Origin of the sequence: Mycetocola spongiae, assembly GCF_020424085.1 — a bacterium.
Taxonomy (GTDB): domain Bacteria; phylum Actinomycetota; class Actinomycetes; order Actinomycetales; family Microbacteriaceae; genus Mycetocola; species Mycetocola spongiae.
This window is the reverse complement of the sequence record NZ_CP080203.1, coordinates 336,454-358,769: the sequence shown is the minus strand read 5'-3', so window position 1 is coordinate 358,769 and position 22,316 is coordinate 336,454. Positions and strand designations below refer to the sequence as shown.

At 64.8% G+C, this 22,316-nt stretch carries 15 protein-coding genes and 2 tRNA genes; 3 read left to right on the top strand and 14 right to left on the bottom strand.

Going from position 1 to position 22,316, the window contains the following annotated elements; translation table 11 throughout:
* Nucleotides 1–8: 8 nt before the first annotated feature.
* The 7 genes from KXZ72_RS14690 to dusB all read right to left on the bottom strand — a co-directional run bounded on the left by KXZ72_RS14690 (nt 9) and on the right by dusB (nt 9,300).
* Entirely contained in the window at nt 9–3,389 is a 3,381-nt protein-coding gene (locus KXZ72_RS14690; protein ID WP_264159433.1) for a DUF7927 domain-containing protein, read from the bottom strand.
* 273 nt (nt 3,390–3,662) lie between these two features.
* A tRNA-Asn gene (locus KXZ72_RS01765) sits at nt 3,663–3,735 on the bottom strand.
* Between the two features lie 159 nt (nt 3,736–3,894).
* Nucleotides 3,895–3,967, bottom strand: a tRNA-Asn gene (locus tag KXZ72_RS01760).
* 109 nt (nt 3,968–4,076) lie between these two features.
* Nucleotides 4,077–4,874, bottom strand: a complete 798-nt coding sequence (locus KXZ72_RS01755; protein ID WP_226082031.1) for an ABC transporter ATP-binding protein — start codon at nt 4,872–4,874, stop codon at nt 4,077–4,079.
* Nucleotides 4,875–4,944: 70 nt separating this feature from the next.
* Complete coding sequence (dnaG, locus tag KXZ72_RS01750) at nt 4,945–6,801, bottom strand: DNA primase (protein ID WP_226082030.1); 1,857 nt, start codon at nt 6,799–6,801, stop codon at nt 4,945–4,947.
* Between the two features lie 113 nt (nt 6,802–6,914).
* Complete coding sequence (locus KXZ72_RS01745; protein ID WP_226082029.1) at nt 6,915–8,156, bottom strand: deoxyguanosinetriphosphate triphosphohydrolase; 1,242 nt, start codon at nt 8,154–8,156, stop codon at nt 6,915–6,917.
* The gene (gene dusB, locus KXZ72_RS01740) at nt 8,146–9,300 is read right to left on the bottom strand and encodes a tRNA dihydrouridine synthase DusB (RefSeq protein ID WP_226082028.1); all 1,155 of its coding nucleotides are present in this window, start codon (nt 9,298–9,300) and stop codon (nt 8,146–8,148) included. Before dusB ends, KXZ72_RS01745 begins: the two co-directional genes overlap by 11 nt.
* Nucleotides 9,301–9,511: 211 nt before the next feature.
* Between dusB and cyoE the strand changes: the two genes are divergently transcribed.
* Nucleotides 9,512–10,465, top strand: a complete 954-nt coding sequence (cyoE, locus tag KXZ72_RS01735; protein WP_226082027.1) for a heme o synthase — start codon at nt 9,512–9,514, stop codon at nt 10,463–10,465.
* Between the two features lie 19 nt (nt 10,466–10,484).
* Here the strand turns inward: cyoE and KXZ72_RS01730 are convergent, their stop codons facing one another.
* Entirely contained in the window at nt 10,485–11,291 is an 807-nt protein-coding gene (locus KXZ72_RS01730) for an isoprenyl transferase (protein ID WP_226082026.1), read from the bottom strand.
* A complete protein-coding gene (recO, locus tag KXZ72_RS01725; protein WP_226082025.1) occupies nt 11,288–12,052 on the bottom strand; it encodes a DNA repair protein RecO in 765 nt (254 codons plus the stop codon). The genes KXZ72_RS01730 and recO overlap by 4 nt, the downstream gene beginning before the upstream one ends.
* Nucleotides 12,053–12,112: 60 nt before the next feature.
* On the opposite strand from recO, the gene KXZ72_RS01720 reads away from it, so the two are divergent.
* Nucleotides 12,113–12,844 (top strand): trimeric intracellular cation channel family protein, encoded by a 732-nt coding sequence (locus tag KXZ72_RS01720; RefSeq protein ID WP_226082024.1) that lies wholly within the window; start codon nt 12,113–12,115, stop codon nt 12,842–12,844.
* Here the strand turns inward: KXZ72_RS01720 and KXZ72_RS01715 are convergent.
* The 5 genes from KXZ72_RS01715 to KXZ72_RS01695 all read right to left on the bottom strand — a co-directional run bounded on the left by KXZ72_RS01715 (nt 12,841) and on the right by KXZ72_RS01695 (nt 19,853).
* A complete protein-coding gene (locus KXZ72_RS01715) occupies nt 12,841–13,425 on the bottom strand; it encodes a DUF805 domain-containing protein (protein WP_226082023.1) in 585 nt (194 codons plus the stop codon). The genes KXZ72_RS01720 and KXZ72_RS01715 overlap by 4 nt on opposite strands.
* A 184-nt stretch (nt 13,426–13,609) precedes the next feature.
* Complete coding sequence (leuA, locus tag KXZ72_RS01710; protein WP_226082022.1) at nt 13,610–15,367, bottom strand: 2-isopropylmalate synthase; 1,758 nt, start codon at nt 15,365–15,367, stop codon at nt 13,610–13,612.
* A 383-nt stretch (nt 15,368–15,750) separates the two neighbouring features.
* Entirely contained in the window at nt 15,751–17,883 is a 2,133-nt protein-coding gene (locus tag KXZ72_RS01705; protein ID WP_226082021.1) for an ABC transporter ATP-binding protein, read from the bottom strand.
* Nucleotides 17,880–18,899 (bottom strand): ABC transporter permease, encoded by a 1,020-nt coding sequence (locus KXZ72_RS01700; protein ID WP_226082020.1) that lies wholly within the window; start codon nt 18,897–18,899, stop codon nt 17,880–17,882. Before KXZ72_RS01700 ends, KXZ72_RS01705 begins: the two co-directional genes overlap by 4 nt.
* A gap of 9 nt (nt 18,900–18,908) precedes the next feature.
* Nucleotides 18,909–19,853, bottom strand: a complete 945-nt coding sequence (locus KXZ72_RS01695) for an ABC transporter permease (RefSeq protein ID WP_226082019.1) — start codon at nt 19,851–19,853, stop codon at nt 18,909–18,911.
* Nucleotides 19,854–20,380: 527 nt separating this feature from the next.
* Here KXZ72_RS01695 and KXZ72_RS01690 point away from each other — a divergent pair.
* Nucleotides 20,381–22,060 carry an ABC transporter family substrate-binding protein gene (locus KXZ72_RS01690; protein ID WP_226082018.1) on the top strand — a complete coding sequence of 560 codons (1,680 nt, stop codon included), beginning with the start codon at nt 20,381–20,383 and terminating at the stop codon, nt 22,058–22,060.
* The last annotated feature ends 256 nt before the right edge of the window (nt 22,061–22,316 follow it).

Below are 22,316 nucleotides of genomic sequence, written 5' to 3'. Positions count from 1 at the left end.
ACCGGGGGCTAGCCCGATACCTCATCCCGCCGGCGTGCGGTGCGCAGGAGGCCGTAACCCAGCGCAATGGCCAGGAGCGCGGCGGGCAGGGCCGCCATCCAGCCCCCGCCGAGGCCGGTCTCGCCGAGCCCCGGTTGCGGACGCGGGGGCACCACGGTTTCCGGTACCGGAGGATCGGCCACGGGCGGCGGGCCGGGGTGCTCGGTTCCGGATTCCGGCGGGGTGATCGGCTCGCCGCCGGGCGGGGTGGCCTCACCGAGCACCACATTTTTCAGGGTGTGCCCCACGGCCGAGGCCTGGACCAGCACCTGATATTCGATGACGACGATCTGCCCGCTCTCGAGGCTGCCCTCCCAGACCAGGAGTTCCTCGCGCAGCTCGGGATCGTTCACGGGCTCGCCGTCCACGCGGGCGGCCGGCGAATCCTCCACGAGCGTGGCATAGGGCAGCACCCCGGAGAGGTCATCGCTGATCAGCACCGGGTCGAGTACCGTTTCACCGGTATTCTCGCCCGTGAGCGTATAGGTGATCACGTCTCCGGGTTTTACGGTGCTGCCGCTGGCCGGAGCGGATCCCTTGATCAGCTCAAAGCCGGGGGTCGGCACGGGGTGTTCGGTTTCCGTGCCCGGAGGGATCAGGGGATCCCCGCCCGGGGGTGTTGCGGCCCCGGTCAGGCGGTTCTGCAGGAGCTCGCCCGCCGCCCCCGCGGAGACGGTCACCGAATAGGTGATCGTGACCGTTTCGCCCGGCTGCAAAACACCGGTCCAGGTGGCGATACGCGCATCCGCGTCGATCTCGATGTCCCCGGCCGGGTCGGTCCCGTTGATGGTGGCAAAAACATCGCCGTTATAGCGGGCAAAATCGAGTACCCCGCCGAGATCATCGGTCAGAATCACCGGGTCAAGCACGGTCTCTCCGGTGTTATTACCCGTGACCGCGTATTCGATGTTATCCCCGGGGTGGACCTCGGTGCCCGAGGCGGGGTCCGCGCTCTTGGCCGTGGAGAACCCGGGGGTGGGTACCGGATGCTCGGTATCCCCGGGCGGCGGCTTAATCGGCGGGGCACCCGGCGGGGTGGCCTCGCCGGTGACGCGGTTGCGCAGGGTCTGTCCCACGGCCGTATCGCGCACCGTGACCGAATAGGTGATCGTGACCGTTTCGCCCTCGGCGAGTGCCCCCGACCAGGAGGCCTCCCCCGCGGCAAAATCAAAGCCGAATGTTCCGGCGGGGTCCACCCCGTTAATCGTGGCGAAGGCATCCCCGTTATAGCGTGCGAGCCCGTTCAGGCCGGTCAGGTCATCCGTGAGTTTCACGGGGTCCAGGAGGGTCTCTCCGGTATTTTCGCCGGTCACGGTATAGACGATCACGTCGCCCGGGTTCACCGTGTCCCCGCTCCCGGGATCGGCCACCTTGGTGGTCACAAAACCGGGGGTGGGTACCGGATGTTCGGTATCGGTCTCGGGCGGGATTATCGGGTCGCCCCCGGGCGGGGTGCCCTGCCCGGTCACCACGTTTCGGATGGTCACCCCGGCGGCCTCGGGCTTCACCCGAACGCTATACCCGATCACTACCGTCTCACCCGCCTCCAGCACGCCCTCCCAGACCAGCTGGGTGCCGCGGAGTTCGGGATCGGCGGCGGGCCGGCCGTCGATGCGTGCGGTGGCGGATCCCTCGATAAAGGTGGCATGCGGCAGCACATCGGAGAGGTCATCGGTGATGACCACGGGGTCCAGTACCGTCTGTCCGGTATTCACGCCGGTCACCAGATAGGCGATCTCATCGCCGGGACTCACCGTGGTGTACTCGGGCGGATTGGAGACCTTCGAGAGAGAGAATCCGGGGGTGGGTACCGGGTGTTCGGTCTCCTGATCGGGCGGGTTCAGCGGCGGATATCCCGGGGGATGTGCGCTGCCCGAGACGCGGTTTTCCAGGAGCTGCCCCACCGCGTTATCGGCCACGGTGACCGAATAGGTGATCGTGACGGTCTCGCCCGGGGCGAGCGTACCCGTCCAGGTCGCGGTGCCCGCGGCGAAGTCCATGTCCAGCTCGCCGGCCGGGTCCTGCCCGTTAATCGTGGCCGCCGCGTCGTTGTTATATTCCACAAACTCGTTCAGGCCACGCAGGTTATCACTCAGGAGCACGTCCTCCAGGAGGACCTCCCCCGTATTGCTGGCGGTCAGGGTATAGCCGATCACGGTGCCGGGGTTCACATCGGATCCGCTTGCGGGCACCGAGGTCTTCCCCAGTTCCAGCCCGGGGGCGGGAACGCGCACCGCGGCGCGCGCACGATCCGAGGTGCTCTCGGTGCGACCGAGTGCATAATCGGCGAAGACCTGACATCCGGGGTTGCCATTCCAGAGATAGGTGAGGCCCCCCGAGACGGGAATATCATCACCAAAGGCGCTCAGGGTGATGTCTCCGCCCAGGTCCGAGGTGATACAGATCAGGGCGGCGCGTGGCTGGCTGAAGTCCAGGATCGAACCGCGCAGCTGCACGTGGTTTTGGTTTCCGGGGCACAGCGCCACGGCAAGACCGCGGGAGGCGGAGAGGCGCACGTCGCCGGTGAAATTGGGCAGCACCGAGAAGCGGGCCACCTCTCCGGCGGTCAGCGGCGAGTTGAGGGAGGTGACCTCCAGCGTGGGGCTATCGGGCGCAACTGCCCACTCCTCACACGTGGCCTCGGCATCGTTGATGCGTGCGTTTTCGGGGCTATTGCCGCCCGCAAAAAGATTATTATTAAAGTAGTCCTGCGCGCGGCGCTCCACGTTTCCGGGCTGGATGGTCACACCATCGTAGGTCGTGCCGTATTCGGTCACACACCAAACCTGCAATTGCAGCAGGGTGCGGCTGCGCTTCGAGGAGGTATCCCCCTCGTGCAGCAGGACCGCGATGGCCTCCTCCTGCTCCTCGCTGAGCTTGGTATTGCCCTCGACGCTCTCGGGCGGCTGCGCGGCACAGCCCGTGAGGCCCTCGTCCGTGCAGAAGCGCCAGTCCACGGTGACCGATCCCGTGTCCGGGTTTAGCTGGGCGCCACAATAGGCGAGGCGGGCACCCACACCCTCATAGCTGCCGTCCGGCTGAACAACTATCTGGCCCTTGGCGTCAAAGAGGAAAACCGCGAGGCCCGCGCGCAGATCCTCGGCGGCCTCCCCGCGCAGAACGATGTCCCCGGGGGTATTCAGCACACCCCGATAGGTGGATGTGGTGCCGTTACACGCGGGGAGCGTGATATCCCCGCTGGCGGGGATCGATGGGGCCACGGCGGGGGCTGCCGCGGCGGGGGAACTCAGGAGTCCCCCGAGTGCCGCGCCCGCGGGAATCAGGAGCACAAGGGCCAGCAGGAGGGCCAGGAGCGTTCTCCCGCGCTTCTCGGGGAGTATTCGAGCCACCGAGGCGCTCGGGGGGCCGGAAAAATTACCCATCATATGTGACTGCCTTCCGCGATGAGGGCTCTTGCATAAAACGTCTCGACGGCACCGGATTAGCACCCCGCGATACATAGCGTATGATATGTACTCCCCCGGGGGTAGCTTGACTTTGCCGCCGCCGGGGCCTATTCGCGCGGGCGCGTGGCGCAACCGGAACACCGCTCCGGTCGGCGGGCCAGCCGACTCCTACGGTTAAAAAAAATAAGCCCCGCGGATCTCTCCGCGGGGCAACCGCTCCCCGAGTTGGACTCGAACCAACAACCTGCCGGTTAACAGCCGGCTGCTCTGCCAATTGAGCTATCGGGGATGACGTCTCGGATTACCCTGCGGTATTCCTTGGCACGGGAATTACTGTACTACAGCCCGCGGCCCGGAGACAATTATGCCGTTTCCCCCGCGCGTCGCGGCTTAAAACCACGGGCGTTAAACGTGAAAGGCCCGGAAAGGTGGAGCTTTCCGGGCCTAGCTCCCCGAGTTGGACTCGAACCAACAACCTGCCGGTTAACAGCCGGCTGCTCTGCCAATTGAGCTATCGGGGATTACATCTTGGCGGTGTTGCAATATCTCCACTCTAGCAGGGGTCGGGGCGCGGAAAAAAATCCGCCGACGCTTCCGGGCGTTTCTTCCACTTCGCCCCGGATCCGGCCGCTAGATTTCGCGGCATAGCCCCCGGATAAACGGGTGCCGGGATTCCGCGGCAAGCTGCCGATAGGGGGCCAACCCCACCAGGGAACCTCGCTCCAGGACGGCCACCCGATCACAAACATCGGTCAGCAGATCGGCATCATGGGTCACAATCACCGCGGCAGCCCCCGTGGAGCGCAGCGCCAACACCATATCGGTCACCACCCCGCGCACCGTGGCGTCAATACCCACCGTGGGCTCATCCGCCACCAGCAGGCGCGGGCCCAGGATCATCGCCCGGGCAAGCGCCGCGCGCTGCCGCTCCCCCTTACTCAGCTCATAGGGAAAGCGCTCCAGCGAGGCCAGCGAAAGCTGCACACCGTCCAGCACCACGGCCACGCGGGCCGCAAGCTCCCGCCGATCATAATCGCGATCTCGCGCCAGCAGCGGCTCCGCAAGCGCATCAAAAATCGTGTCCTCGGGACGCAGGGCCGCGCCCGCATCCTGCGGAAACCAGCCGATCCCGGAGTGCAGTTCGCGGCGGGCGCGCCCCCGCAATCCGCGCAGCTCCCGGCCCAGCACGCGGCCGCGGCCGCCGCCCACGCGGGCGCGGCCCTCGGAGCGTGCTGACTCGTTTTCGCGCCCGGCCAGGACCCGCAATAGCGTGGATTTTCCCGAGCCCGAGGGCCCCGCAATGCCCAGCGTCTCCCCCGGGTTCAGCTCCAGGCTCACGCCGGAGACGGCACGATATTCGGGAGAATGTCGGCGCCGCGGATACAGGATCGAAAGATCGTCAAGCTGGATCACCGCGGCGGAAGTCATAACGCCAATACTGCCGCATCCGATCCACATACCCGAAGCACGACGCTCGGGGCCCGGGAATATTTCTTCGCTATCCGCCGCGCAGCGTGCGCCGCTCGGCCTCCAGCTCCAGCAGCTCCGATTGCACGGCCCGATAGCCGTCGCGATCCTGCGGATCGGCGCGCTGTAATCTGCCGCGCAGATCATGCGAGCGACGCAATAGATCGCGATCGATCAGCGAAACCGTGATATCCACCACATAGCCGGAGAGCTCATCGCCGTTGCGCTGCGGGATCGGGGCCACGGCCAGCTGCTCCACCAGCGAACGGATCGGTCCCGGCACAATCTCGGCCACCGCCTGGAACCAGCCCGGCTGCCCAAAACTCGCAAACGTCGCCGCGATACCATCGCGCACCACGGCCAGCGAGGGATTCACAAACGAGGTATGCATCGCGCGCTCCACAAGCGAACGATCCACCGCCTCGGGATGCTGCAGGACCGCCATCAGGGCGTCGCGCTCCAGGCGGGTGGACGGATCGCGCGGCAGATCCATGAGCGATACCGGACGCTCCTCGGGCTCCGCACCCTCCAAGACCAGCGTATGCGGCGCGGACGCCTGCTGCCCCGGGCGCGCCCGGGAGACCGCTGCCTGCACCTCGGGCAGATCCATTCCCAGCTGGCGCGCCAATACCCGGGTATAGCCCGGGCGGATCGCGGGATCCCGGATCTCGGCGATCACGGGGGCCGAGACGCGCAGGGCGCCCACGCGACCCTCCACCGTCTCCAGGTCATAACCCGCGAGCTGCTGCTTAATCACAAACTCAAACATGGGCTCTTTATTATCGATCAGCCGGCGCACCGCGTCATCGCCGCGGGCGAGCCGCAGATCACACGGGTCGAGGCCATCGGGGGCCACCGCCACATAGGTTTGCGCGGAGAAACGCTTCTCCTCGGCAAACGCGCGCATCGCGGCTTTCTGCCCGGCGGCATCGGGGTCAAACGTGAAGATGACCTCCCCGGTGCCCTTATCGTCGCCCATGATCCGGCGGATCACCTTAATATGTTCCACACCAAATGCCGTGCCACACGTGGCCACCGCGGTGGTGATGCCGGCGAGGTGCGCGGCCATCACATCGGTATAGCCCTCAACCACCACCACCTGGCCGTTACGGGAGATATCGCGCTTGGCCAGGTCGAGGCCGTAAAGCACCTGGTTTTTGCGGTAGACCGTTGTCTCCGGGGTATTCAGATATTTGGGGCCCTTATCGTCCTCCAGGAGGCGGCGCGCACCAAAACCGATGGTCTGGCCGGTGACATCGCGGATGGGCCATACCAGGCGGCCGCGGAAGCGGTCGTAAACCCCACGATCACCCGAGCTGACCAGGCCCGCGGCCACCAGCTCCTCGGTACTAAAGCCCTGGCCCTTAAGCTCATCGGTCAGGGCATCCCAGCTCTTGGGGGCATAGCCCACACCAAAATGTTCCGCTGCCGCGGCATCAAAGCCGCGCTCCCCCAGAAATTTGCGCCCCGGATCGGCGCCGGGTGTACCCAGCTGGGCGCGGAAAAAATCGCCCGCCGCCTGATTGGCCGCGAGCAGCCGCGCGCGCACACCGTGATCGGTGCGCGGGCCGCCCGAGCCACCCTCCTCATATTGCAGGATGACACCGCAGCGCTGCGCCAGACGCTCCACCGCATCGGTGAAGCTCACATGGTCCATTTTTTGCAGGAACGAGATGGCATCGCCGCTCTCGCCGCAGCCGAAGCAGTGATAAAAGCCCAGCTGGGGGCGCACGTGAAAACTGGGGCTGCGCTCATCGTGGAAGGGGCAAAGGCCCTTCATGGAGCCCACACCCGCCGATTTTAACGTGACGTAATCGCCGATGATATCGGCGATATTTGTGCGTGACTTCACCTCGTCGATGTCGCTTTGTCGAATGAGTCCTGCCATTACTGCAGTCTACCCGGTTGCCGCCCCGAGATGGCTGCCGAATACCGCCCCGTCACGGCCAACCCCGCCCCCTCGACCTGCCTCCACACGGGCCAATGCCGCGCAACCCGCCGCTAGCGCAGGGCTTCAAAGCGGGTCATCGCCGCCTGATCGGTCAGGCTCGCGATCTGGTCCACCACCACCCGGCGCCGCGCGGCATCATCCGCGGCCTCGTTCCAATCGGCCGCGAAGCCCACATCCAGCGCGGCCGGGCCCGCCTCATAGGCGGTGGCGGCGAGGGCCGTGAGGATTTCGCGCTGATTACGGTAGAGCGGCTGGCGGCTGTCCCGGCTCATCACAAACGCCGCCACAATGCCCTTGAGCACCGCGATCTCGGACGCAATCTCATGCGGCACAATCACGTCGGCGGAAAAGCGGATCAGCGAATGTGCCGGATAGGCGGCGCGCGTGGCGGCGGTGGCCGCCCCGGCGAAGCGGCCGATCAGATCGCTGGTGAGGTTTTTAAGTCGGGCCAGATCGCGCCGCGAACCATCCCAGGACCCCAGCCAGCTGGGCACGGCGGAGAGCCGATCAAAGGCGGCCCCCAGGTCGTCGATCGTGAACTCATCCCCCACCCACTCGTGTGCCTTGGCCAGCACACCGGCATGGCCCGCGCGATGCCCCAGCAGCGCGGGATCGATATATTCGCCCACGATGGCATCCTCAAAATCGTGCACCGAATAGGCGATGTCATCGGAGAGGTCCATGACCTGCGCCTCGATGCAGCGCCGGCGCTCGGGGGCCTGCGCGCGCAGCCACTCAAACGCGGCCGAATCGGCATCAAAAAATCCGTATTTGGCGCGCCCCCCGGGATCGGCCACGGCCTGCGCCGCGGGCCAGGGATATTTGCAGCTCGCGTCGAGGCTCGCCCGGGTGAGGTTCAGACCATAGGGCGCGCCGTCCGCGCCAAAAACCTTGGGCTCCAGGCGGGTGAGGATGCGTAGGGTCTGCGCGTTGCCCTCAAAGCCGCCGATGGGCTCGGCCCAATCATTCAGCGCCCGCTCACCGTTATGCCCAAACGGCGGATGCCCCAGATCGTGGGCGAGACAGGCGGTATCCACCACATCGGGGTCCAGCCCCAGGCTCAGGCCAAGCTCGCGCCCCACCTGCGCCACCTCGAGGGAGTGGGTGAGCCGGTTGCGGGCAAAGTCCATTCCCGCGGTGGGGCTGAGCACCTGGGTCTTGGCGGCCAGGCGGCGCAGCGCGCTGGAGTGCAGCAGGCGCGCCCGATCGCGCGCAAAATTGCTGCGGTGTGAGGCGTGGGTCTCGGGAAGCCAGCGCTGATTATCGGCCTCGGTATAGCCGCTATCCGCCACTGGTATCACCGGCGCCCTCGGTCAGGCGCTCGCGCTGGTCACCCTCGAGTACCCGCGAGTTCAGCCAGTTCTCGGGCAGCACGGGCCGCTTCGGGGTGCCCGCGCGGCCGCGCTGACCCTCGATGCCATCGGTGGGATAATCGGCATCCCCCAGGCTCGCGAGCAGCTCGTCGAGCTGCTCCAGATTCTGGACCAGGGCCAGGCCGCTGCGCAGCTCGCTACCCACCGGATAGCCCTTAAAGTACCAGGCGACATGCTTGCGAATATCGCGGCAGCCGCGCTCCTCGCTCTCAAAAAACTCGGCCAGTAGCTCGGCATGCCGGCGGAACGCCGTGGCCACCTGGGCCAGGCGCGGGCGGTGCCGCTCATCGCTCCCGGAGAACGCGGCGGCCAGGTCGCCAAAGAGCCACGGCCGGCCGAGGCAGCCGCGGCCCACCACCACGCCATCGCAGCCGGTCTCGCTCATCATCCGCAGGGCGTCCTCGCCGCTCCAGATATCGCCGTTGCCCAGCACGGGAACCGTGGTGACCGTTTCTTTCAGCGTGGCAATCGCGGACCAGTCGGCCTGACCCGAATAAAACTCGCTCGCGGTGCGCCCGTGCAGGGCAATCGCGGAGGCGCCGGCTCCCTCGGCGATGCGGCCCGCCTCCAGATAGGTGAGGTGATCGGCGTCGATTCCCTTGCGCATCTTCACTGTGAGCGGCAGATCGCCCGCCGCGCGCACCGCGGATTCCACGATGTCCTGGAAGAGGTCCAGCTTCCACGGCAGGGCCGAGCCGCCACCCTTGCGGGTGACCTTGGGCACGGGGCAGCCGAAGTTGAGGTCCACATGATCGGCGAGGTTTTCCTCGGCGAGCATCTTTACCGCGCGATACACGGTGGGGGCATCCACGCCATAGAGCTGGATGCTGCGGGTCTTCTCGGAGGGGTGATGCGTGATCAGCCGCATGGTTTCGGTGGTGCGCTCCACGAGGGCGCGGGCCGTGATCATCTCGCTGACATAGAGTCCGGCACCGTATTCGCGGCACAGGCGGCGGAAGGCGGTATTGGTGATTCCGGCCATGGGGGCCAAAACCACGGGCACGTCGAGCGTGAGGTTGCCGATCTGAAGCGGCGCGGCGGGTGCGGTAACTGTAGTGGACATCGACTCAATTCTCCCAGAGAAACCGGCTCCGGTCGAACACGGCGGCGTGGGTTTCCCGGGCAATACCCACCGGGGGAATCGCCCGGGCCGCCGCGACGGGCCCCCGCGCGCTCCCGCGGGGGCACCCGGGGCAATACCCGCGGGGTCCTGAGCACCGCCGCGCGCCGATATACTGGAGCTTGCTTAACGCGCCGATCGGAGCTTTTCTCGTATGACCTCGCACGGACCCACCCCGGCCTTTCATCCCGGTTCCGATGGAACCGACGGGGCTCTCGCGTCCCGCGCCGAGGGGACCTCGCTGCGTGACCGCTTCACGCGCTATTACTCGCTGACCAAGCCCGGTGTGCTCTATGGCAACGTACTCACGGCCGCCGCGGGTTTTTGGCTCGCGGCCCGCGGAAACTTCGACTGGTTCCTCTTTATTGCGCTGATCCTCGGTACCACGCTGGTGATCGCCTCGGCCTGCGTGCTGAATAACGTGCTCGACCGCGATATCGATACCAAGATGGAGCGCACCAAAAAGCGGGTCACGGTCACCGGCGGCATCGGCGTGCGTAATGCCGTGATCTTCTCGATCCTGCTCTTTGTGATCGGCATGGGCATCCTGATCGCCTGGACCAATCCGCTTGTGGTGTATGTGGGCCTTGGTGGCTTCCTTGTCTACGTGGTGTTTTATGGGATGCTCTCCAAGCGGCTCTCCATCCACGGCACGCTCGTGGGAAGCATCTCCGGGGCCGCCCCGGTTCTTGCGGGTTATGTGGGGGTCACGGGTGCGTTTGACGCCTCGGCGATCCTGGTTTTCCTGATGCTCTTCCTGTGGCAGATGCCCGAGTTTTATTCGATCGCGATCTATCGTCGCGATGAGTATGCACGCGCCGGTATTCCCGTGATCTCGGTGGTCAACGGCATTAAGAACACCAAGACCCAGATCCTGATCTATACGATCCTCTTTGTCATCAGCACGCTCCTGCTGCCGATCTTTGGCGACGTGGGCATCGTTTATACCGTGGTGATGGGTGCGCTGGGCCTGTACTGGATCTGGATCGGCATCGTGGGCCTGCGCGCCACCGATGACGACGCCTGGGCCCACCGCATGTTCCGCTTCTCGCTGGTGATCATCCTCGCGCTGAGCCTCATGCTCGCGATCGGCCCGATCACCCCGTAGCGGCGCGCCCCGAGCGCGGCTAGCTCGCGCCGGGGGTATCCACGGCCCCGCCGAAGCGACGGTCGCGGCCGATATAGATGCCGATGGCCTCCCAGAGCTGGGTGCGACCAAAATCGGGCCACAGCGTATCCAGGAAAACCATCTCCGCATAGGCGCTCTGCCAGAGCAGGAAATTGCTGGTGCGCTGCTCCCCCGAGCTGCGCACAAAAAGATCCACATCCGGCATATCCGGCAGATATAGATGCTTGGCGATGGTCTTTTCGGAGATCGCGGAGGGCTTGATCTTGCCCTCGCGCACCTTCTCGGCGATCTCCCGCACGGCATCGGCGATCTCGGTGCGTCCACCATAATTCACACACATGGTGAGGGTGAGTACCGAGTTATCCCGGGTCAGTTCCTCGGCAAAGCGCAGCTCTTTAATCACCGAGCCCCAGAGCTTTGGGGTGCGTCCGGCCCAGCGCACGCGTACGCCCCACTCGTTCAGCTGATCGCGGCGGCGGTGCAGCACGTCCCGGTTAAACCCCATCAGGAAGCGCACCTCATCGGGGGAACGCCGCCAGTTTTCGGTGGAGAAGGCGTAAACCGAGAGGTGTTTTACGCCGGCCTGAATGGCCCCGGCCACCACGTCCAGCAGGGCGCTCTCGCCCGCCTTATGTCCCTCCACGCGCGGCAGGCCCTGCCGGTTGGCCCAGCGGCCGTTGCCATCCATGACAATCGCAACATGCTCGGGTACTCCCGCCCGGGGGAAGGCCGGGGGGTAGATTCCGGTCCAGTCCAGGGGACGATAGGCCACGGCATCGCGATGGGTCAGGGGCTTGGGGCTCATGCGGGTGGGTTTCCTTCGATTCGGGGGGTAAACGGTTTGCGCTTATCCAGGTGGGCGAGCGAGCGCAGGCCGCGCTCAAGATGCCACTGGGTATAGGCGGCCACCACGGCGCTTGCGCGATCCCGGGCCAGGCCCGTGGCGCTCTCGGCCATATCCCAGCGGCCCGCCAGCAGCGCGATCAGCAGCTCGATGGTATCGGGTTGCAGCGAGGGGGCGCCGGGAGGTGCACAATCGGGGCATACGGCCCCGCCCACCTGCACCACGATGCGTCCGTGCGGGCCCGGGGCCCCGCAGCGCGCGCAATCATAAAAACTCGGGGCCCAGCCGGCGATGGACAGGGCGCGCAGCAGATAGGAGTCCAGGGTGAGCGAGGGCTCGTGTTCGCCGCGCGAGAGCGAGCGCAGGGCCCCCACCAGCAGCAGATACTGTTGCAGCGAGGACTCGGATTCGGTGAGCCGGTCGGCGGTCTCGACCATCGCATTGGCGGCGGTATAGCGGCCATAATCGCTGGCGATATCGGAGCCATAGGCCCCGAGCGATTCGACCTGGTTTATGGTGTCCAGGGTGCGCCCCTCATAGAGCTGCACGTCGGCCACCATAAACGGTTCCAGCCGGGCACCAAATTTTGATCCGGTGCGGCGCACGCCCTTGGCCACGGCGCGGATCTTGCCGTTGCGACGCGTGAGCATCGTGACGATGCGGTCGGCCTCACCCAGTTTATGGGTGCGGAGGACCACGGCTTCATCTCGATATAGCGGCACACATCCATTATCCGCCAGGATGTGCTGGTGTGGCGCATCGGTGGCGTGTTAGATGGACTCGTGGCTCCTCTGTTTACGATTCCCCTATGGCTTGATCTCACCGCCGTCGCCGTCGGCGCGATTCAGGGCGCAATGTTTGCCTCGCGTTTCCGCGAGAACCGCCTGGATCTGCTGGGGGTGGCGATCATCGGCCTGGTGATTGGCCTCGGCGGCGGTCTTGCGCGCGATATCTTGATCAACCAGGTTCCCGCCTCCATGCAAAATAACTGGTATCTGATCACGGCGATCGGGGCCGCGCTGATGGGCATGCTTCTCTTGCGGCTCTTCGACCGGCTAAACCCGCTGATCATCGCGCTGGATGCGCTCACGATTGGGCTATTTGCCGCAATCGGAACCGCCAAGGCCCTCTCGGTGGGGCTGCCCGAGGTTCCCGCGATTTTTATCGGCGTGGTGGCCGCGGTGGGCGGCTCGGTGGTGCGCGATATTATGCTGAATCTCCCGGTCGCGCTGATGCATGTGGGCTCGCTCTATGCGGCTGCCGCCGCGGCGGGAACGATCGCGATGGCCACCGCGGTGCGCCTGGAGGTGCCCGTGGTCACCGCCGCCATCGGCTGCGTGATCCTCACCACCGTGGTGCGGCTCCTCTCGGTGCGCTATGGCTGGAGCCTGCCCGAGCAGCGCGCGCTCAGCTCCTGGCCGCGCTGGCGGCGCCGACAGTCGGGAATAATAAACGGCGGGGACCGTGGAGGTCCCCGCCGCTGGGTGCCGCGTCGTCGCCTGCGCGACGATTAAACGTCGAAGCGCTGACCCTCGGGTCGCGAGGGCATCAGGGCAAAGATAAAGACGATCAGCTCGCCCACCGAGGGCACCAGCTTCAGCAGCGCAAAGGCACCGGGCAGGTTGATATCGTGCAGGCGGCGCCAGATCAGGGCAAGATCCGGCAGGATCAGGCCCAGCCCGATCACAATAAAGAGGATTCCGCCGATCAGGATCAGCGCGGCGGCGGGGGCGTAGTTCAGGATTCCCGCGCCGGTCTGTGCATAAACCTCCTCCCCCGTTCCCTGGTCATATCCGATCAGGGTCTCGGTGGGGTTGGCCACGGCCCAGGCCGCACCGATGCCCACGCCCACGCTCAGCAGGATCGTGGGAATCAGGAACAGGAAAAAGCGGAACAGCGCAACCCACCAGTATTCGCTGCGCGAGGCGCGACCTGTGAAGTTCACATACTGCCGGAAATAGCGGCTCACGGCCTGACCAAATTTGGCCCCGTAGAGCGGCAGGGAGATATCGGCGGGGTCGCTCGCGCCGCGGGGCGCCGCAAAACCGGAGGCATAGGGATTGGAGGGGGCGGGAGGTGCGGGAGGATAGCTCATAAGGGGCCTTTCACGGCGGGTGTGCGATACGGGGCGCCGGTTGGCGCGGGACCGCCCAATATTAGCCGTGATTGTGTCACGCTGCGGGGGTCCCGCGCGGGTCTCGATAAATAATTTCCCGTTAACGCCATCGGGGTGTGGGCCCCGTGGGGCCCCACCCCGATGGGTGAATAAAGCGGTGAACCTAGGCGTTGCTGAGCTCGCGCTCGCCCGCGGTGACCCTCAGGGCGCGGTTCACACCCGAGATAATCGCCTTAAGCGAGGACGTGGAGCTATCGGCATCGATTCCGATACCCCACAGGCGCTGGTCTCCCACGCGCAGCTCCAGATAGGACGCGGCGGCGGCATCGCCACCCGCGCTCATCGCGTGCTCCACATAATCGTAGACCTCCACGTCGATCCCCTGCGCGGCCATCACCGAGATAAACGCGGCGATCGGGCCGTTGCCCCGGCCCGTATACGTGGCCGTGGTCTCGCCATCACGCAGGACCACACTCAGCTCGGTGCCGCCATCGCGGCTCGCGGTGGTGGTGCCACAAATCTCGAAGCGTCCCCACTTGGACTCGGCATCGTCCACGGGCAGATACTCATCGCGGAAGATATTCCAGATATTTTCGCTCGTGAGCTCGCCACCCTCGGTATCGGTGACGTTTTGCACCACACCCGAGAACTCGATCTGCAGCTTGCGCGGCAGATCCAGCGAGTGATCCGCCTTCAGCAGATAGGCCACGCCGCCCTTACCCGACTGCGAGTTCACGCGAATCACGGCCTCATAGCTGCGGCCGAGATCCTTGGGGTCCACGGGCAGATAGGGAACGGCCCAGACCAGGTCGTCCACGTTTTTATTCTCGGCCTTGGCCTGCGCGGCCATCGCCTCGAAGCCCTTCTTAATGGCGTCCTGATGCGAGCCACTGAACGCGGTGAACACGAGGTCGCCGGCCCACGGGCTGCGCTCGGGAACGGGCAGCTGGTTGCAGTGCTCGGCGGTGCGCTTCACGCGGTCGATATCGGAGAAGTCGATCTGCGGGTCGATGCCCTGGGTGAACATGTTAATGCCCAGTGCCACGAGGTCCACATTTCCGGTGCGCTCACCGTTTCCAAACAGGCATCCCTCGATGCGGTCGGCGCCGGCCAGATAGCCGAGTTCCGCGGCCGCAATCGCCGTGCCACGGTCGTTATGCGGGTGCAGCGAGATGATGACGTTTTCGCGGTGGTTCAGGTGGCGACCCATCCACTCGATCGAGTCGGCATAAACATTGGGGGTGGCCATCTCCACCGTGGACGGCAGGTTCAGGATCACGTTTTTCTCGGCGGTGGGCACAAATACCTCAAGCACCGCATTACATACCTCGGCGGCATATTCCAGCTCGGTGCCGGTATAGCTCTCGGGCGAGTACTCATAATAAACATCGGTCTCGGGGACCGTGGCCTCATATTTTTTACACAGCAGCGCGCCCTCCACGGCGAGGGCCTTAATCTTTTCCTTATCGGCGCGGAATACCACCTCGCGCTGCAGCACACTCGTGGAGTTATAGAGGTGCACGATGGCCTGCTTGGCGCCGCGGATCGACTCATAGGTGCGCTCGATCAGGTGCTCGCGGGCCTGGGTCAATACCTGGATGGTGACGTCATCGGGGATGGCGTTTTCCTCGATCAGGCTGCGGACAAAATCAAAATCGGTCTGGCTGGCCGAGGGGAAACCCACCTCGATCTCCTTATAACCCATCTCGACCAACAGGTCGAACATGATGCGCTTGCGCTCGGGGCTCATCGGGTCGATCAGCGCCTGATTGCCATCGCGCAGGTCCACGGCACACCAGCGGGGTGCGGTGGTGATCTCGCGATCGGGCCAGGTGCGATCCGGCAGGTCCACGGCGATCTGGCGGCTATAGGGCACATATTTATGTACCGGCATGGACGAGGGCTTCTGGTTGTTCTTCATGCGAAATATCTCCTGTGACACGGTTCGTGAAAAGCCAACGACGAACTCCGCGACGAGAGGGGCTTGAAACTAAGCCTCGTCGCGGCAGCTAAGGAGCAGCGCAGCTAAGAACACAGATTTAGCGTAGCACCAAAACTCCGTGCCGCGTTCCCCGTGACCGCGCCCGGTATCCACGCGGGGGGCTTTTCCGCGGCCATACCGGCGCACGATAATCCCGCGGGTCGAGGCGGGTGCGCCCGTCGCGGCGGCTACCCACGCCGATCCGGGGAAACCCGGTGCCTTATGCGGGGCGGGGCCGGTTTTTCCCGCCCAGATAGAAAAGACCCGCCTGCCACCCACTATCAGCGGGCGGCAGGCGGGTCGGGAGTGTTGCCCGGGCGGGCCTAGATCACGCTCCGCTCGCGCGGGAAATGGCACGCCACGGTGTGGTCCAGCACGGGACGCCCGTGGTTGGAGGCCACCGGAACCTCGCTCTCGCAGCGCGCGCGGTCCTTCTCGGGCAGCGCCGCAAAAACGGCACAGCGGGTGCGGAAGCGGCACCCCACCTGCTTCTGGGTGGGATTGGGCGGGTCTCCCTGCAGCAGGATGCGTTCGCGCTGGCGCTCGCGCACCGGATCGGGGATCGGCACAGCGGCCAGCAGGGCCTGCGTATAGGGGTGCAGGGGGTTCTCAAAAACATCGGCCACGGGGCCGGTCTCCATCGTGCGCCCCAGATACATCACCGAGACACGATCGGCGATATAGCGCACCACCGAGAGGTCATGCGAGACAAAAAGATAGGCCAGGCCCAGGCGCGCCTTGAGATCCGCGAGGAGGTTTAGTACCCCCGCCTGGATCGACACGTCCAGGGCGGAGACGGGCTCGTCCAGCACGATCATTTTGGGATCCACCGCGAGCGATCGCGCGATCGAGATACGCTGGCGCTGCCCGCCCGAGAACTCGTGCGGATAGCGGGAGGCATCGCTGGATTTCAGACCCACCAGGCCCAGCAGCTCGGGCACCCGCGCGTTGATGCGGTCCCGCGTCCAGCCGTGCGCCGCGAGCGGCTCGGCGAGGATATCGTGGATCGGCATGCGCGGATCGAGGCTGGCCATCGGGTCCTGGAAGACCATCGAGATTTCCTGGCGCAGGGCCCGCAGATCCTTGCGGTCGCGGGACACCGTGTCCAGGGAGCGGCCGAGGATCGAGATGCTGCCCTCCTCCGGGGCCACCAGATCGAGGATCTGATGCAGCGCCGTGCTCTTTCCCGAGCCCGACTCTCCCACGAGCCCCAGGGTTTCCCCGGCACGGATATCAAGATCCACGCCGTCCACCGCATATACGCTGCCCACGCGGCGCTTATAGAGTGCACCGCGGGTGAGCGGGAAGGTCTTGACCATTCCCCGCACGTCCAGGACGGTGGGCAGGGTATCGCGGTCGGCGCTCTCGATCGCGGCCTCGGGAATGACCGGAAGCGGGAAGATATCCTCGGGCGCGGCATCCATCTCGATCACCTCGTCCACGCGGCGGCAGGCCACCCGGTGGGCGGCCTCCCCCGGGGCCACCGGGATCTCGGCCAGCGGCGGCTCCTGGGTGCGGCAGGCATCCTGCACCAGCGGGCAGCGATCGGCAAACGGGCAGCCACCCGCGAAGTTCAGCATGGCCGGGGGCGTGCCGGGAATCGGCACCAGCGGCGCATTACGTTCGCGGTCGATGCGCGGAACCGCGCCGATCAGGCCGAGGGTATAGGGCATCCGCGGGCGGGCGAAAATCTCGTCCACGGTGCCGGTCTCCACGATACGGCCCGCATACATCACGGCCACGCGGTCGGCAAAGCCGGCGATCACGCCGAGGTCATGGCTGACAAAAACCAGCGCGGCGCCGGTCTCGCGCTGCGCGGTGCGCAGCACGTCGAGGATCTGCGCCTGAATCGTGACATCCAGCGCGGTGGTGGGCTCATCGGCCATGATGATATCGGGATCATTTGCGATGGCCATGGCGATCATCGCGCGCTGACGCATTCCGCCCGAGAACTCGTGCGGGAAGGAATTGGCGCGGCGCTCGGGATCGGGGATCCCCACGATCGAGAGCAGTTCCACGGCGCGCGCCCAGGCCTCGGATTTGCTGACCTTGCGGTGGGCCAATACCGCCTCGGCGATCTGCTCGCCGATCTTATATACCGGCGTAAACGCCGACAGCGGGTCCTGGAAGACCATCGCGATCTTCGCCCCGCGGATCTTGCTCATGGTGCGATCGCTCGCGCCCAGAACCTCGGTGCCGTCGATCTTAATCGACCCGGTGATCATGCTTGTGGTGGGCAGCAGGCCCATCGCGGCCATCGAGGTCACGGATTTTCCGGACCCGGACTCCCCCACGATGCCAAATACCTCGCCGCGGCGCAGCGTGAAGCTCACGCCGCGCACCGCGTGCATGATGCCATTGGGGGTGGGGAATCGAACGTTGAGGTCGCTGACCTCGAGGAGCGGGGCGGTCTCGGTGGGGGCCGACTCGCGCTGCATTAGGGCGTCGTTAGTCATGCGGACGCACCGCCTTTCTGCTGCTCACCGGGATCGGTGGGCGTTGAGGTTTCCGTGGTCCGGGCCAGCTTCTTCTCGCGGCGCGAGACGCGGGGCTTGCGCTTGCCCGCCGAGGAGGTCGGGTCAAAGGCATCACGCAGGCCGTCGCCAACGAGGTTGGCGGCGAGCACAAAGATGATCAGGGCGAGGAGCGCAAAGCCCCAGAGCCAGGCGGACTGGAACGCGCCGTCCTGGCCCGCGGCGATCAGGTTTCCGATCGAGACGTCCGGGGGCTGCACACCAAAGCCAAAATAGCTCAGGCCGGTCTCGGTCATCACGGCGGCACCCGCGGTGATCGTGGCATCGATGATGATAAACGACATCACCTGCGGCACAATATGCCGGCGAATGATCGTGAAGTGGCCGATGCCCATATAGCGGGCGGCGCGCACATATTCCTGTTCGCGCAGCGAGAGGGTCATCGAGCGCACCACGCGCGCCGTGATCATCCAGCCAAATGCGGCGATCATGACCACAAGCATGAGCCAGCCGAACTCGCGCAGGCGCGGCGACATGATCGCGATAAACAGGAAGGACGGCAGGGTCAGCAGCAGGTCGATCAGGAACATAATGATGCGCTCGACCCAGCCCCCAAAATAGCCGGCGGCGGCGCCGAGGAACCCGGCCAGCACGGCCGAAACCAGCGCCACGAGGATACCGATGATGAGGGATTTTTGCAGGCCCACGGCCGTGCGCACAAACATGTCTTGGCCGATATTATTTGTGCCAAAAAGATGCTGCCAGCTCGGCGGCTGACTGAGCGCCATATAGTCGATATCGGTATATTTCACCGGGCTCAGCACCGGCCCGAGGAACGCATAGACAAAGAGCAGCGCGATGATCACGAGCCCCACGATGGTGCCGCGGTTGGAGAACAGGCGTCGCACCACGAGGGCTCCGCGCGAGGCGGAGACGTTGTGCTCGGAGGAGTCCTGGGCCGTTTCGGCGGCCAGTTGCTTCTGTACGGGAATCGTCATGATGCTGCCTTAGCTCCGTACCCGCGGATCGAGGGCCGCGTGTAATAGGTCGGCGAGGAATCCGGAAATGAGAACCACCACGGCGGCAAAGGCACAGAAGGCCGTGACCGAGTTGATGTCCTGGGAGTTCACCGAGTCGATGAACCATTTTCCGAGGCCGTTCCAGCCGTAGATCTGTTCCGTCATGGTGGCCCCGGTGACCACACCGATCATGCCGTAGGAAAACAGCGTGGTCATCGGGATGATGGCCATCCGCAGGGCGTGCTTATAGGTGGCCTTGCCGCGGGTGAGGCCCTTGGCGCGCGCGGTGCGCAGATAATCGGCGTTAAGGGTATCCAGCATCGTGGCCCGCTGATAGCGGCTATAGGAGGCCACACCGCCGAGCACAATCGCGATGGTGGGCAGCAGCATATGGTTGAGCGCGTCCCAGAGTTCGGGCCAAAAGCCGCCCGTGATCCCCGGCGTGGACGCGCCCGTGAAGTTGATGAGCTGCACACCCACCGTCTGGTTCAGCCACGTGGCCCCCATCTTCAGCAGGACCGCGAGGATAAACACCGGAATCGACATGATCAAAAAGGACAGCGCCGAGATGATGCGGTCGGAGGGCTTGTACTGGCGCAGTGCGTTCCAGACGCCGATCAGCACGCCAAATACCGCGCCCAGCACGGAGCCGATGATCAGCAGGCGCAGGCTCGAGCCGATCCGCTCCGCGAACTGCGCGTTCACCGAGAGGTTTGTAATGGTCTGGCCAAAATCGCCGGTGAGGACCTTGCCGAGCCACGTCACATAGCGAGACAGCAGCGGCTCGTTATCGTTCACGCCAAGCGAGGTGAGTGTGGCCTCGATGGTGCCCTGCGGCGGCCGCGGGTTGCGCCCCTCAAAGGCGCTGCGCGGATTCATCGAGGCGGAGGCCAGGAGATAGGCCGCCGAGGTGCTGATGAAGATCAAAAGCACGTAATATACGAGTCTTTTGCCAAGAAATCTGATCAAAACGATTCCATTTGCCCGTCCGCGAGATGGCCAAATACGGGCTTCATTGACCCGTCGCCGACACACTCTCGCCGTAATTTTTGGAACGATGCGCCGCCGCCTGCCCTACCAGAACGCGCGCCACACCGAGGTTCGTTTTTACGGTAACACGACAATAACGATGTCAAATTATGACGATGTAAAAAATCGTTATTTTGAATACATTAGGGTTGTAATTTTATGTACTGAATACCGCGTGATCTCGCGGGAGTAGGCCATCATCGTATGGCGTCAAAAAAAATACGGCCAAAATTCCTGCCGGGCGCGTGGACAAATGCGGCCCCTATCGGGCGCTTAGAATCCTTGACGAGGCCTCATCTCCGTGTGAGGCTGTCCAACATAGTCGCACCGGTTTGGCCGCGCGGATTATGCAATCACACAACGAAGTGACGCGGCGGGGATATCGTTTTTTAGCGGGGGGCCCGTCCGCATCGTGAATGAGGAGAACTCCAATGAGAGTGAAATCGTGGACCGGATCCATTGCCGCCGTCGCGGCACTGACCCTGGCACTCTCCGCCTGCTCGGGTAGCCCGAGCGATGGCGGAAGCAGCGGCCCCAAGGAAGAAGTTAAGGTCGGCGCGAGCCAGATCAACCCGCACCCCGTCTCGGACCTCAAGCAGGGCGGCTCGCTCCGCCTGGCCCTGAGCCAGCTGCCCGAGCAGTGGAACTACTATCAGACCGATGGTTCCCTCCTGGACACCGCAACGATCCTGCGCGCCGTGATGCCGGGTGCCTTCCGCATCAACGCGGAGAACGAGCCCGTGATCAACGAGGACTATGTGACCTCGGCCGAGCTGAGCACCGAGGGCGACCAGAAGGTCACCTATAAGATCAACGAAAAGGCCGTCTGGAGCGATGGAACCCCCATCACCTGGAAGGACTTCGAGGGCGTCTGGAAGGCCAATAACGGCAGCAATGAGGAGTTCCTCATGGGCGACCCGACCGGCTACCAGGACGTAGCCAGCGTGGAGAAGGGCGAGACCGATCAGGACGTCATCGTCACGTTCTCGACCCCGTTTGCCGACTGGAAGAAGCTGTTCACGTTCCTCTACCCCGCGCAGTTCTACGCCACGGCCGCGGACTATAACGAGGGATGGCTGGAGAAGGTGCCCGCAACCGCCGGCCCCTTCCAGCTCACCACCGACAGCATCAATAAGACCGCCCAGACCGTCACGCTGACCCCGAACCCCACGTGGTGGGGTGAGAAGCCGCTGCTGGACTCCGTGGTCTTCCGCGCGCTGAGCGGCAACGCCGATATCGATGCCTACCTCAACGATGAGCTCGACGCCGTGCTGGCCTCCAGCACCACGCGTTTTGCCCGCGTGAAGGATGCCCCGAAAAACGATATCCGGGTCTCCCCGAGTAGCCGCTATACCCACATCACGTTTGGTTCCGGTTCGGTACTCGCCGATGCCGATACCCGCCTCGGTGTGCAGCAGGCCATCAACCGCCAGGCCCTGGCCGATACGCTCTTCAACGGCATTCCCTATGACGTGAAGCTGCTGAATAACCACATGTATGTGAATACCGACGAGGCCTATGAGGACAACGCAAAGGGCGTCGTGGACTATAACCCCGAGGCCGCCGCGGCCGCGCTGGATAAGGCCGGCTGGAAGGTCGAGGGAGACGTGCGCGTGAAGGACGGCGTGAAGCTTGCCCCGCGCATCGTTATCCCCGCCGCGACCCCCGTGTCGCAGCAGCTCGCCGAGCTGGTACAGGCTCAGCTCGCCGCCGTGCAGGCCAAGGTGGAGATCGTCTCGGTCCCCTCCGAGACCTTCTTCCGCGATAACATCATTCCCGGCAACTTCGATATGACCATCTTTGTCTGGTCCAGCACCGGCTTCCTGGCCGATAGCGTGAGCATCTACCAGACCGGTGAGAACACGCAGAACTACGGAAAGATCAGCACCGAGAAGATCACCGATCTGCTCAACCAGGCAAACGCCGAGCTGGACCCCAAGAAGCTCGCCGACCTCACCAATGAGGCCGATAAGCTCGTCTGGGAGGAGGGCCACTCGCTGCCCATCGCCCAGGCCCCGCTCGTGACGGCCATCCGCCCCGAGATCGCCAACTACGGTTCCTTCGCCGGCAATTATGCCACCGACTGGACCACGGTGGGCTGGCTAAAGTAGCCCCACCGGTATCACCCGCGGCCCCGTCTCCCCTCCGGGAGGCGGGGCCGCGTGCGTTGCGGCGCCAGTCGGCCATACCCGGCACCTAATGACGAATTATGACCGCCCAAATCGCGTGTCTCTATGACACATCGTCGCTCGCCACGCGCCGCGCAATCACGGGGAAGCACGCGCCCTCCCCACCCGTTTATGCCACTCCCCCGGCCGTCTCTTCGGGATCTGCACCCCAAAAACCACTTGCCCCCAATGGGGGTGG